Consider the following 12,398-nt stretch of genomic DNA (forward strand, 5'->3'; position numbering starts at 1 on the left):
TCTAATCAAATATTATAATAGGAGAAAAAGAGGGACACATCTGTGTTCCCTCTTTTTTGGCATTCAATTAGCAACAGAAGCTATTGAATGAACCTGTGTTTCCACAGCCAGGCGTACAAGCTGAAATACTTGTAATTTGTGGATCTACATCACCTGAAGCTGTTGTTACTTGAACATCCAAATCAAAAAGGTTTTTTTCGTTAATCATTTTCTTTTCCCCCTAAGGTTTTTTTAAGACAATATGTCTTATGTAGCAATTAGCAACAGAAGCTATTGAATGAACCTGTGTTTCCACAACCAGGCGTACAAGCTGAAATACTTGTAATTTGTGGATCTACATCACCTGAAGCTGTTGTTACTTGAACATCCAAATCAAAAAGGTTTTTTTCGTTAATCATTTTCTTTTCCCCCTAAAGTTTTTTTAAGACAATATGTCTTATGTAGCAATTAGCAACAGAAGCTATTGAATGAACCTGTGTTTCCACAACCAGGCGTACAAGCTGAAATACTTGTAATTTGTGGATCTACATCACCTGAAGCTGTTGTTACTTGAACATCCAAATCAAAAAGGTTTTTTTCGTTAATCATTTTCTTTTCCCCCTAAAATTTTTATTAAGACGTTATGTCTTATGTGTCTAATTTATCAGATAAATATCCTAGTAGAATCCGTATATTCCGCAAGTTTATATTGTAAATTCACGCATAATAAAAAAAATATATGTAAATTAAGTATTAAAAATTTAAGGACTATATTGAAAATATCCCATTTTTATTGTATTTTTTTATATAGAACTAAAATACAGAATATTTGGAAAGAGGGTTATTTTTATGAATAAAGCAATATGGGAATTTTTAATGGAGATGAAAAAAAACAAACTTACCTTTGAAACTTATGAATTATGTCCTTCATTGGAGACACTATCAGTTGAAGAGCGAATTGTATTAGATGAGTATGCAAAGGATTTCCGGGTGAAAATTGATGGTGGAAATCAGTGGGTTTAAAGATTGTTTAATCAATCATATTGATTACCATATCTCCTACCGTAATCAAAGTGATGAATCTGAAATACTTCTACTTATTCAGAAATGTCTTTCTCATAAAGGAAAGGTTTTAAATCCTGAATATTCTGGCTTCTCGTGGGGAGAGCTATATCTAGCTCTTTCTTTTTTGACCAAACGACAACCAATAACAAAAAGAGAATTAGATAAGGCAATGGGGGTTGAATTTATCTTTTTATCAGCGGATATAATAGATGATTTGTGTGATGGAGACGTATTAGATCCATTATATTTTAAAAACGAATATCCTCGTTTTTTGTTAGTTTCTCAATATTTACTTATGCAAGGACTGATATACTTAACTTATAAGACAAAAGATACTGCAACACGAGATCTTCTCCAACAATTGATACATTCGTGTTGTGGAGAATGGAAAGATATCCAATTTTGTTTTTCAATAGATAAAAAAATAATTTTAAGTGAAGAAGAATATATGAAACTTATTGAAAAGAAATCCGGTCTACTCACAGAAATTATCTTTCGAACTATTAATCCTGAAAATAGAATTTTAAAAGAAATTACATCTTATATAGGGATAGCTGGTCAGCTAAGAAATGATGCTAATGATGCCATGACAGATAATAAAAATGACCTTCAGGACTTAAAGGCTTATCTTCCTTTTTTAAAAGCTTATGAATATAGTTGCAAAACACAGGATAATTTTTTTGAAAATTTAACGGATGAACAAATATCTTCGTCACCTGAAGTTCGGGCATTAGTCCGGGATTACATAGAACAATCTGGAGCACTTCACTATTGTCATATCCTATCTCAACTATATTATAGAAAAGCATTTGCACTCTTAGAAATGCATTTTGTTCTTTCTAAAGACGAAATGACTTATTTTCAAATGATGGTTATGGGCAGAGGTCACTCCTATGCGTAATATTTGGTTCTGTATACCTTTAAGCATTTTATATTTATTAATACTTTTAATAAATACTTACTATTTTCACTCTAGTAATTTTAAAGAAAGCGTTAACTCTTTATTAATTAGTCATTTTTATATGATCAGCGTTATTAGTCTTATTTTTTTTACTATAGGATTAATTAGCTTTTTAAAAAAAAGACAATCTATTGTAGCAAAAAAATTCTTTTCTCTAACATCAGTCTTTGGGATAGCTATTTTAACATCCTTATTATCTAGCTATGATATAAATATTTTTAAAGCTATAGAGGTGAGTAGTATTTTTATACTTTCTTATCTCTTAATAAGTTTTTTCTCTAATTTCCCTGTATCTACCAAACCAAAATATGTAAAAATATTCAACCTTGTATCATTTGTAATTTCAACAGGATTGACAATTATTTATATAATTTTTTGTTGTTTTGGATATATGTCTAACAATAATTTTAGCTTTTTATTTAAAGTTTTACTAATTACTAACCTATTTCTGAGTATTAGCATCTGTGTTTTTCTTGTTTCATTACATTTACGAGAAAATAACCTTAAGGTGAAAAGTCAATTATATATTCTGATTTTTGGTATTATTCTTAGTTTTTTACCTATTGTTCTACTTAATCTGATTCCCGGTCTACTTTTTGGGGAATCTAAAATTCCATTTACATATTGTTTACCTAGTATTATTATATTTCCTTTAACTATTTCTTATTTATTAATAAAGCAAGAAGTTATCGAATTTGAGATTAGAATTTCTAAATGGCTAACAAACTTACTCTTTTACTTGCTCAATTTCTTATTTTTAAATTTTTCGGTTGAGCAATTCATAGATTTGTCACAAAAAGAAATATTTATACTATGCGGCTTAAGTGTATTATCTGTTGTACTCTCTGTATATATATATAAACTTATTCTCTCATTATTTAGGTATTTAAACATAAAAAAGGATGCACAATCAGGTTTACATAAGATTGAGCTTTTTCAAACACTCTCGAAGGAAAAACATGCTAAAGAGCTTGCAAAATTAGTCGGACAGCTTATTAACCAGATGTTTAACATTAACGGCGTTTCCATAATATGGAACTCAAATAGTATTTATCATTCATTATATGAGACAGGTATTTTTCAGGATATGGATAAATTTGAGCTGTTTAACCAATTGAATCAACTTGAACAGAATTACTTACTAAAGGAAGGTACTACTCCTATTCATATTCAGTTTGAAAAATACCACTTAATTTGTTTTCCAATACTCATTTACCAAGGCATGCAGGGAGCTATTATTATTGGTGAAAAAAATGATTATACATTATTTAAACCTCAAGAAATTAATGAACTTGAAGAGGTTGTAATAAACTCGGCAAATTTACTATTAAGTGTTAATACCCTCAATAGTAATAAAAAAGAAATTCGAAAAGCAAAGGTAAAAGCTCAAAACTGGAAACAATTTAACTATCAGATTATTCAATCTCTAGAGAATGAAAGGAAAAGGCTTTCGATTTTCTTACATGATGAAATTCTTCAAATTCTTATTTTGCAATTAAACGAAATAAGAATGCTTCAGACCAAAAGAAACTTTTCTATAGACATATTAAATTCAATGGATGAGCAACTTGAAGATATTATCTATAGCATTAGAAAAATGTGTCATAATCTTCACCCTATTATCGTAGAAGATTTAGGTTTAGAAGCAAGTTTACACACACTAAAACGCGAGTTCGAATTAAATTATCGCATTCTCATTCATATACAATTTAATTGCAAATTAAAAATTCTCTCGAAAAATCTCGAAATACAGATTTATCGTATTATAAAAGAGCTACTGAATAATGCTATTAAGCACTCCAAGGGGAATAATGTTCAAATACATATCATAGAAGAAAGAGGCTGCTATGTTTGTACTGTAGAAGATGACGGCATAGGCTTTTGTGTTCCGAACAGTTTTTCTGAATTTAGTACAAGCAACCACCTTGGTCTAATGACCATCCAGCGTCAAATTTCCGAGTTGAACGGAAATTTGAGAATATCTTCTGAAAAAGAACATGGAACATTAGTCACATTTACCATACCAGTAAATTGGGAGGAAAATAATGAGTATACATACACTACTAGTGGATGACCATTTGTTGGTTATGCTAGGCATCCAAAGACTACTAGAATCTGAGGAAGATATTGAGGTGATTAATACCGTTCACGATCCTTCCATATTAATTAAAACTGTGGAAGATACCCGTCCTGATGTAATTGTTACAGACATCAGGATGAAGCAGTATAATGGTATTGAACTTACAAAAGATTTATTGTCAAAATTTCCGGATGTAAAGGTTGTAATTCTATCAGGATATGATCATGAAGAATATTATAATGCGGCCTTTGAAGCTGGAGCAAGTGCATACATTACGAAAGAAAGATCAGCATTTGACCTAGCTAACGCAATTCGTCAAAGTCACATGGGATATATACTATTTTCTAAGAATCAGATTATGGGAAATAATATTGAAGCACTAACTTCTGCTGAACAAAGAATATTACTCTTAATCTCAAAAGATAAAACAAATTATGAGATTAGTACGGACCTTTCAATCAGTAAAAGAACTGTAGAATATCACATTTCTTCAATTATTAGAAAACTGGGTGTAGATTCAAGAGTTGGAGCAGTCGTAAAAGGGATTAAAAAAGGATTAATTGAAGGTTTTTAAGGATAAGGTGACATTGCAGAACTGTTATGTCTAAAAGTTTATTGATAAATACAGAGACACAGAATCATAGTATATAACCACCAATACCTGCAAATGAAGAAATAGGACTCATGATTGGGTCCTATTTCTTCATTTGAGATAACTTTAACCAGATAAAAATTACAATCTTTTATTATATTCATAAATTCCCTCCCCATTATATTTTAAATTCATTCTGTATATGTTCCCACCACATTTCTCTCAGGCTGGAAAAGCAAAATCTTGCTCAAAATGAAAACACGCCATCCTTTCCTATGATTCTACAGAAAGAATAGCGTATTTTTTTATTTTAGGGAGGATTTTATTTTATTAGCTTAGATTACCGTCAAAGTTCCAAAAACCTCAAAATTTATCCGTTTTTCCTTTTTTACCTACTTACCAAATTCAGCAAGTAAAATATTTTTAAAAGGATCAGGACTGTTAGCTCTACCCATACTGTTCAAACTGACGGCCAACGTATGCTTACCTCCAAGTATACCTCCAGCAAAAGTACTAAATCCTGGAATACCACCTGTGTGTCCCCATATCGGGACACCGTTTGGAAGCTTAGTTTCATAGATTCCAAGACCGTATCTCCCGATTTCAGCTCTTCCTGTAGGAACTGTAGTAAGCATTTGTTTTAGTTGCTGTTCTTTCATTAATTTTCCACCGAGCAAGTAAGAAAAGAATTTGTTTAAGTCGTCAGCAGTAGAAATCATATCTCCAGCCGAGCTACCTATACTTGGATTAAAATAAGTAACGTCTTTTAGCTCACTTGCTCCGTCTGGTTGGACATATCCACGGGCATGCTTAGTGCCTGGAATAACGCTTGAATTGCCAGGTAGAAATGTATTCGACAATTCAAGCGGTTCAATAATCCGATTTTCAATCTCTTCCGCATAACTGTTTCCGGTTACTTTTTCAATAAGGATACCCAGTAATACGTATCCTGTGTTTGAATAAGACCAGCCCTTTCCTGGGGCAAAGTCTGGGGGCATCGAAAGTCCAATCTTCACTAGCTCTTCAGCGGTATACAATCTTTTTGTATGCGTAAAATCAGCTTCTTTTGACCTTGAGTATTCAGCGATACCACTTGTATGATTCAACATCTGACGGATAGTAATCTGTTTAGCATCATATCCATTTCCTTGAATGACACCAGGCAACCATTTTTCGATGGAGTCGTCTAGATTCAGGCGGTTCTCTCCAGCTAATTCAAGTAAAACCGTTGCGATGAACGTCTTCGTCACACTGCCAATGCGAAAGCGAAAATCTGTTTTCATTGGTTGCTTGCTGCTCAGATCCGCTACCCCAGCGGCATAACCCCAAGTTTTTCCACCCTCAGAAGTTTTAGCAAGTATCCCCGGGTATCCAAGTTGCAATGTATCCCGCATTGCTTGCTTGACGGAAGTACGATCTCGTTGAGTGCTTGTTTGTAACGAACTAGATACATTTTGAGTGGGCTCTGCTTTTACAATTGAGGCTGGCGTTGTATATAACAGGGAACTTCCAGCTATTAAAAGAGCCAGACTTGCAAATGTAATTTGACTACGTGTTTTCATAAGGCATTCCTCTCCTCTATTCATATTGTATAGGTGGTTGCTTGATATTTCATACTCACCACACAGCTATCATCTCTACCGATGACAAAAAGTCAACATTGAATTCGTAATCATCTTCATAATGATTATTTTTACAAGCTCCATTCTGTCCTAATAAACGGTAAATCCCTCTTTTTGCATGTATGTTAACCTCAGAATTTATTTCTTTTCCATGAAACGCTCTTATTAACTGGTTTGTTTTTCATATATAAGTTATATCTGTTCCTCCTTTCATGCTTCTTTATATTTTCATCATACACAATGAAAATCTCTTTTTCCTTACCTATTCCTTACAAATCCCTTACGTTCAAAATAGCTTCTGTGTCTCAAATCTGCCAATTAATTCTCATCAAGAGAAAACGAGAATTAAGCGAATATAAAACGATTTATATCATAAAAGATTATTTTCTACTTATTTATGAATCTCTACAAAAAGACACCAAAGAATTAACAAAGATATTGTTTCGTCTGTTTGATCTCTTACAGAAAAACGGACGAAAATCCCATAGGTATGAGAAGAAACCGTCTTTGATATCTTAGGCGTCGTATATAACCTTTCTATGCCTCACAAGCATGTAGCGTAATCCAAAAAATTAAAACCCAATAGGGTTTATCTGGTATGAAAATATTTAAAGAACTTACACTGGATCTTTAGAAAAAAGAAAAAAGCCCATCAAGCTAAGGTTTTGAAGTACCCCCTAAATGAAAATTTTCTTTCTCTACAGTTAGTTTTTTTGAGAAGTCAGCTCATTTTTTTGTTTTTGGGGTGTTTACTTTTCTTAAGTTGATGGATGTGGTCTCACCATACCATTTCGGGAAAATTGTACGTTTAGACACAATCCGGACATATTTTAAGCGTTTTCTGTCCGTTAAGAGACATCTGTCCAGAAAATCTTATGTTTATGAACAGAGGATAAAACTCAATAATAGAATATTAATATTCAATTTTTATATAAAAAAATAAGCTCCGAAGAGCTTATTTTAATAATAATATCAACGCAATTATCAATGATATTATTGATAATACAATCATAAATAATGAAGCTCAGTCATGAGCTATCGCCCTGTTACCGTCATTGCTGCTGTGTAAATTGTATCTACAGAACCGTCAGCACTTACAATTTCAACTTTATAACGGTATGTTCCATTGTCGTAAATGTTTTCTCCATATCCTGTGAAAGTTGAAATTTCATCATTTGCTCCAGCTGGAACCCATTGATTTTGCCAATGGAAGAAAGTATCATATTCTCCCCAGTTGTCTCCATATTTCTTTTCGATGCTGACATTATAATGAATGTCCTCAGCTCGGTTATTTGTAATTCTTGCAATTACGTTTCCACCAAAAGTGTATTCCGTAGCGTGAACTTGAACTGTAACACCATTCACCGTTTCGCTAGGACCACAGATGTAATGACAATCTTCACTTGCTTGTGCTTCAGGTGTGTTAATGTTCATAACCGTCAAACCGCCTAAAGCTAAAGCTACTGTTAATGCAATTGTAGCTAATTTTTTCATGATAATTCCTCCTATTAACCGTTATAAGTGAATGTTTTTGTTTTTACGTATTCATTGCCAGCATAAAAAGATTTCTATGTCTCATTTTTATCACCCTTCAGCTTATATAATTCGACAAATGGTGATAATTTCCTGCAAATAAAATAAAAAAGCACTCCCGCAGGAATACTTATTCAAATTCAATTTCTGTTTTATTGTCTGATGTGAAGTATCTTATGGTTGTTTTGCCGTATTCTTGCAAGCCACTCTGCGCAACGGCATCTTTTAACTTTGTTCTCGTTCTGTAGCCAAAATTTTCCCGTAGGCCTTCGTCTGCATTTGACAATGCTGTTTTGTCAACGAAAACATATAAGACATACAAGTTATTTTCTTTTTTTAATTCACCCGCTGTAACAGTACCGCCGAAATATTCTTTAATTTCTTTGGTTCTACGTTCAAAACTTTTCATCATTCGTGTTTGCTCATCTTTTGGTTGTTCTGTTTTCGCAGTTGTTTGTTGTGCTTTTGGCTTCTCTTTTTGAACCACTTCTTTTTCGCCGCAAGCCGCTAACATTGCAACCGATAAACCAACTGCTAATACTGATTTCTTCATCATTTTAATCCTCCCAATATAAATACCTAAATATTAGTATACTATGAAATTTATTGCTGAATATGAAAAAGATGCCCATTAAGGGGTACCGCCACATCGCTATCAAGCTAATATTTTTAACTACCCCCATAACGAAAATTTTATACATCGTTGACTATTGATAATGATACGTTATGTAGACCTCACAGATAGATATGGGCATACAGTTCTTCTTTTATGGTACACTTCAATAAAAGGGGGGTAAGAGGTTTGAAAAAGTGGATTAAAATCACATCAACCTTAGTTATTGCTATAGCAGTTGGTATTTTTACTGGCTACAAAGTCGGTACGTATGCAGGTTCAGACGTTAAGGAAAAGCAGACTGAGAGAATTAAAGGGGAAAAGGTAATACTTGACCTCAACTCTGATCGTCATATAATCAATGCAATGCACAAAATGACTCATCAAAAAGTATTATCCCACGAAAAGCAAGGATTTATCAAAATGACTCCAGAAAACATCGAAAAAGTACGTCAAGCGATTGATGAAAGTAATAGTGGAACCTTACAACATAAAGAACAGTACCTTAAGATTTTGGTTCGTTGGTATGAAGGCGATTTCTCTCAATCGGTTGAGGAGCATAATTTATTATGGGAATGGGACAATAGCAGCACTGGTAAAGCATACGAATTAGCGACACCGGAACAAGAAGAAGCATACATTTTAGAACAAGCGAAGTCTGAAAAACAATAAAGGGGTATCGTCACCTCGCTATCAAACTAATAAAAAGAAATGCCCCCTAAAATGAAAAAATACGCTATTCTTTCTGTAGAATCATAGGAAAGGATGGCGTTTCTGTATATTGTTACAAAAAGAATAGCGTTTTTTTCGCTTTATAAATACAATTTCTTTTTCAGTAAAAAATGTGGGTGGTACCCCTCTAATACCCCAGAAGGAAAAGAAGAGTTTGAATTCTTTAACGTACAGGGCGTTCCATATATCATTGTAAAAGATCATGAGAATAACACTCAAAAATCAATTCTTGGATTCAGCACTCAATCATTAGAAGAGGCTATTTTATAATAATCATCCCCCAAAAAAAGAAACGAACAAAAATGTTCGTTTCTTTTTTTGTGTTTAATGCTCAAGAAAACTTATAACCGCATAAGTATATAGAACGACTAGAGCAAAGGCACATATTCCCATAATTATAATCGCTAGTGCGCTTTTCTCTTGTCTAAACCCTATAATTCCAAGAATAAATGCACTCCACATTGTTACCTTAAGCATTGTAGAAAGGTTGGGAATTGAATATCCACTCAACCAGGTAGAGAAACTTACAATTACGGAAAAAGAGAACAAAGTTAGAACAATAGATAATATATTAATGTGCTTCCCATACTTCAGTTGCATTTCGCTACCCCTTTTCTTTTCATTAGTAAATAATAGGTAGATGGTTATATTTTTATTTTATTCTAAATTTTCTTGAAAATCCACAACGAAAAGAAGAGGTTGTCCCAAAAGTCGCTGGATAGTTACTTTTAGGTAACCTCTTTTCTTTATTTTTTACTTTCCTCTAGTTTAGAGATACTCGCTTCTTTTTCAGGTAACGTATCAACAAAATCCTTTTGAGATTTTAATAAGTCAGATTGTTGTATCCAATCCATAAGATCATCTAAAGATTTACGGGCTTCTTTTACATCGCCAGTAATATCATTCATGTTCAGCTTATTAAATGTAGCTAAAAATTCTTGTTGAATCTCACCTTGCAATGCATTGCTTTGTTAATTCTTTATTTTCATCACTTTTTGCCTTTTGAACATTATTCATAGCTTTCCCGATTTCATGTTTATCAAAAGCATCTTGTGCTTTCTTTAAATTTTTCAAGTTCTTCACGTTCACGCGGAGACAATTTTTCTAGTAGGGGTACCCCCCCATCACCATCAAGCTAAGAAATGCAAAAGATAAAAATTGTAAGCCAATAGATAAAAAAATAATAATTCCTTATTCAACTAACGCATGCATGAGTTAAACAACCTAAGGCTGCTTCGGTAGCCATTTTTTGTACCAACTGGCAGTTTGGTTTTCAATATGTGAAAAGGGATTTCTAAGTGATTAATTGAATATATATTTATTGTTTACTAATTTTTGGGAGGTCCCTTTATGGGAGATAAACTTTACTGTATTGCTACATATCAAGTTCTTAATGAAGAAAGACTAAGAGCTTCGCACGGTTCTGTAATAACTTATAGTAATGCTGTGACGGGATCTCCTGTTAGTGAGATAGGGTGTTTTTTAATTTATTTATCATAATAACGTGCCATGAAATTGCAACTCTCGTCCTCAAGAATTATTTCTTTTGGGTGAAAGTTTTTTTATTATATACGTTTCATTCTGTCATAATTTAAAGTTTTCGAGAGGAGAAATGATATGAATTCTATTTTATTAGATGTTCCGTTACAAATAGAAACAGACAGACTAATTCTTCGAGCACCACTTCAAGCTGGTGACGGGAATGTCGTACACCAAGCTATTAAGGATTCAATTAATGAGTTAAAACAATGGTTGCTTTTATTTCAGTCAATTCCTACTGTTGAAGAAACGGAAATTCTCCTGAGAAATGCCCATATAGATTTTTTGAAAAGAGAAAGCTTTCGCTATCTTATCTATCATAAGGATACTAATGATTTTATTGGAACTGCTAGCCTTCACGGAATTAATTGGAAAATTTCTAAATGTGAAATTGGATACTGGATTAATACGCAATTTAGTGGCAATGGATATATGACAGAGGTAGTAAGTGAGTTAACAAACCTTGGATTTCAGTTACTCAAATTTAGAAGGATTGAAATACGCTGTGAATCTACTAACACTAAAAGTCGTACGATCCCTGAAAAACTAGGTTTTGAGCTTGAAGGGATATTACGTAATGAAGATCTTTCAGCTGACGGTAAAAAACTAACTGATACCTGCATCTATGCAAAGGTAAATTAGATTGAAATTTTAATATTCAATTGCGTCTGTGTACATAGTTTATTCCCCTTCTAATCAATTATTGTGATTTGTTTAGAACTATAGTACATCAATATGTTTAAAATGAAATGTACTGAAATAGGTATATTCTATTGTTACAATCATTTTATAAATAAATTACTTCATGAAGTTATAAAATTAGGACCGTACATATTAGACATATCTAAAATGTACGGTCCTTTTGTTTACTAGTGGTTCACTTATCTAACCTAAAGATAAGTATGTGGTCCTTTTACAATTTGAATTTCTTTTTAAGCTTCTTATATTTTCTATATGAACGTCGAACAATGTTTAACATGAAATACGGTATTTTAACAGGGAAAGGCAATTTATAAATGAAAGGCAAGTAAAATGTAAAATATGCCTTTTCTAAGTCTCTCCACTTACTATCTTCTTTTGTTTTTAAGAAATCAGATACATCGACTACATATCCCCTTCCATTTTCCATCATCACATTTTTTCCGTGAACATCACAAGGAGTTAATCCTTGCTCCCTTGCATACTCTATAGCTTCATTGATATCAAGGATTACCTGCTTAGGAATTTTAATCCCCTTATGAATAGCATCGTATAAGGTAATTTCTTTTAAACGTTTCAATACTATGAAATTTTCTCCTTTATATATAAGATTCGAATAAGAAGGATGATTTCCGATTCTTCGGTATACTTCTGACTCTTTTTCAATTCCTTCTCCTTCTCGCGCGTAAACTTTCACTACCCAATCTTTGTATTCTTTGTGCATAAATACTGCGGCATAATTACCTGTCCCTAAACACTTCCAAAGTCTAGGAATACCTTTAACTACTATAGGCTCGAATTCATCCTCACTTCTTATGCTTACCTCTTTTAATAATTCGTCCTTTATCAATCTCACAAAACTATTTATACTCATCATTTCCACTCCGGTTTTGCTACAAGGGGTACTACCCCATACCCATCAAGTTAAAAAGTACATTCTTCCCTAATACGAAAAAAATGAGCAGACTTCACTAAGTAACTAA

General features: G+C 32.8%; 16 protein-coding genes and 1 pseudogene. 8 read left to right on the plus strand and 9 right to left on the minus strand.

Annotated elements, in window-relative coordinates; genetic code table 11:
* Positions 1-67: 67 nt before the first annotated feature.
* From MHH59_RS16405 to MHH59_RS16415, 3 genes are read right to left on the minus strand one after another with little or no spacing between them, the layout of a single operon-like run.
* The gene (locus MHH59_RS16405; protein WP_000606628.1) at positions 68-208 is read right to left on the minus strand and encodes a gallidermin/nisin family lantibiotic; all 141 of its coding nucleotides are present in this window, start codon (positions 206-208) and stop codon (positions 68-70) included.
* A 49-nt stretch (positions 209-257) separates the two neighbouring features.
* Positions 258-398: a gallidermin/nisin family lantibiotic gene (locus tag MHH59_RS16410; RefSeq protein WP_000606628.1), complete on the minus strand. Its 141-nt coding sequence runs from the start codon at positions 396-398 to the stop codon at positions 258-260.
* A 49-nt stretch (positions 399-447) separates the two neighbouring features.
* Positions 448-588 carry a gallidermin/nisin family lantibiotic gene (locus MHH59_RS16415; RefSeq protein WP_000606628.1) on the minus strand — a complete coding sequence of 47 codons (141 nt, stop codon included), beginning with the start codon at positions 586-588 and terminating at the stop codon, positions 448-450.
* A 240-nt stretch (positions 589-828) separates the two neighbouring features.
* Between MHH59_RS16415 and MHH59_RS16420 the strand changes: the two genes are divergently transcribed.
* Genes MHH59_RS16420 through MHH59_RS16435 form a run of 4 tightly spaced genes read left to right on the plus strand, consistent with a single transcriptional unit; the run spans position 829 to position 4,659 of the window.
* Complete coding sequence (locus MHH59_RS16420; protein ID WP_001030236.1) at positions 829-1,002, plus strand: hypothetical protein; 174 nt, start codon at positions 829-831, stop codon at positions 1,000-1,002.
* Positions 977-1,945: a class 1 isoprenoid biosynthesis enzyme gene (locus tag MHH59_RS16425; RefSeq protein WP_340851825.1), complete on the plus strand. Its 969-nt coding sequence runs from the start codon at positions 977-979 to the stop codon at positions 1,943-1,945. The genes MHH59_RS16420 and MHH59_RS16425 overlap by 26 nt, the downstream gene beginning before the upstream one ends.
* A complete protein-coding gene (locus MHH59_RS16430) occupies positions 1,938-4,079 on the plus strand; it encodes a sensor histidine kinase (RefSeq protein ID WP_033730040.1) in 2,142 nt (713 codons plus the stop codon). Before MHH59_RS16425 ends, MHH59_RS16430 begins: the two co-directional genes overlap by 8 nt.
* Positions 4,051-4,659 (plus strand): response regulator transcription factor, encoded by a 609-nt coding sequence (locus tag MHH59_RS16435; protein WP_002128205.1) that lies wholly within the window; start codon positions 4,051-4,053, stop codon positions 4,657-4,659. The genes MHH59_RS16430 and MHH59_RS16435 overlap by 29 nt, the downstream gene beginning before the upstream one ends.
* Before the next feature lie 410 nt (positions 4,660-5,069).
* Here the strand turns inward: MHH59_RS16435 and MHH59_RS16440 are convergent, their stop codons facing one another.
* A complete protein-coding gene (locus MHH59_RS16440; RefSeq protein ID WP_340851826.1) occupies positions 5,070-6,239 on the minus strand; it encodes a serine hydrolase domain-containing protein in 1,170 nt (389 codons plus the stop codon).
* A gap of 366 nt (positions 6,240-6,605) precedes the next feature.
* On the opposite strand from MHH59_RS16440, the pseudogene MHH59_RS16450 reads away from it, so the two are divergent.
* Positions 6,606-6,862, plus strand: a pseudogene (locus MHH59_RS16450) (IS4 family transposase); the annotation flags it as partial.
* A 472-nt stretch (positions 6,863-7,334) separates the two neighbouring features.
* Here MHH59_RS16450 and MHH59_RS16455 read toward each other — a convergent pair.
* A complete protein-coding gene (locus tag MHH59_RS16455) occupies positions 7,335-7,793 on the minus strand; it encodes a hypothetical protein (RefSeq protein ID WP_002084479.1) in 459 nt (152 codons plus the stop codon).
* Positions 7,794-7,962: 169 nt separating this feature from the next.
* Positions 7,963-8,388, minus strand: a complete 426-nt coding sequence (locus MHH59_RS16460) for a hypothetical protein (protein ID WP_002167985.1) — start codon at positions 8,386-8,388, stop codon at positions 7,963-7,965.
* Between the two features lie 246 nt (positions 8,389-8,634).
* Between MHH59_RS16460 and MHH59_RS16465 the strand changes: the two genes are divergently transcribed.
* A complete protein-coding gene (locus MHH59_RS16465; protein ID WP_002167984.1) occupies positions 8,635-9,117 on the plus strand; it encodes a PRK06770 family protein in 483 nt (160 codons plus the stop codon).
* A 384-nt stretch (positions 9,118-9,501) separates the two neighbouring features.
* Here the strand turns inward: MHH59_RS16465 and MHH59_RS16470 are convergent, their stop codons facing one another.
* Together MHH59_RS16470 and MHH59_RS16475 are read right to left on the minus strand one after the other, a co-directional pair.
* Positions 9,502-9,777 (minus strand): hypothetical protein, encoded by a 276-nt coding sequence (locus MHH59_RS16470; protein ID WP_002084476.1) that lies wholly within the window; start codon positions 9,775-9,777, stop codon positions 9,502-9,504.
* A gap of 146 nt (positions 9,778-9,923) precedes the next feature.
* On the minus strand, positions 9,924-10,136 hold the full coding sequence (locus MHH59_RS16475; RefSeq protein WP_002128243.1) for a hypothetical protein: 213 nt from the start codon (positions 10,134-10,136) through the stop codon (positions 9,924-9,926).
* 391 nt (positions 10,137-10,527) lie between these two features.
* Here MHH59_RS16475 and MHH59_RS16480 point away from each other — a divergent pair, with 391 nt between their 5' ends.
* Complete coding sequence (locus MHH59_RS16480) at positions 10,528-10,677, plus strand: hypothetical protein (RefSeq protein WP_002185389.1); 150 nt, start codon at positions 10,528-10,530, stop codon at positions 10,675-10,677.
* Positions 10,678-10,794: 117 nt separating this feature from the next.
* On the plus strand, positions 10,795-11,358 hold the full coding sequence (locus tag MHH59_RS16485) for a GNAT family N-acetyltransferase (RefSeq protein ID WP_002128246.1): 564 nt from the start codon (positions 10,795-10,797) through the stop codon (positions 11,356-11,358).
* A gap of 271 nt (positions 11,359-11,629) precedes the next feature.
* Here the strand turns inward: MHH59_RS16485 and MHH59_RS16490 are convergent, their stop codons facing one another.
* Positions 11,630-12,298, minus strand: coding sequence for a serine/threonine protein kinase (locus tag MHH59_RS16490; RefSeq protein WP_340851828.1), 669 nt, complete (start codon positions 12,296-12,298; stop codon positions 11,630-11,632).
* Positions 12,299-12,398 lie beyond the last annotated feature (100 nt).

The sequence above is a fragment of the Bacillus sp. FSL E2-0195 genome (assembly GCF_038003645.1).
GTDB lineage: Bacteria > Bacillota > Bacilli > Bacillales > Bacillaceae_G > Bacillus_A > Bacillus_A mycoides.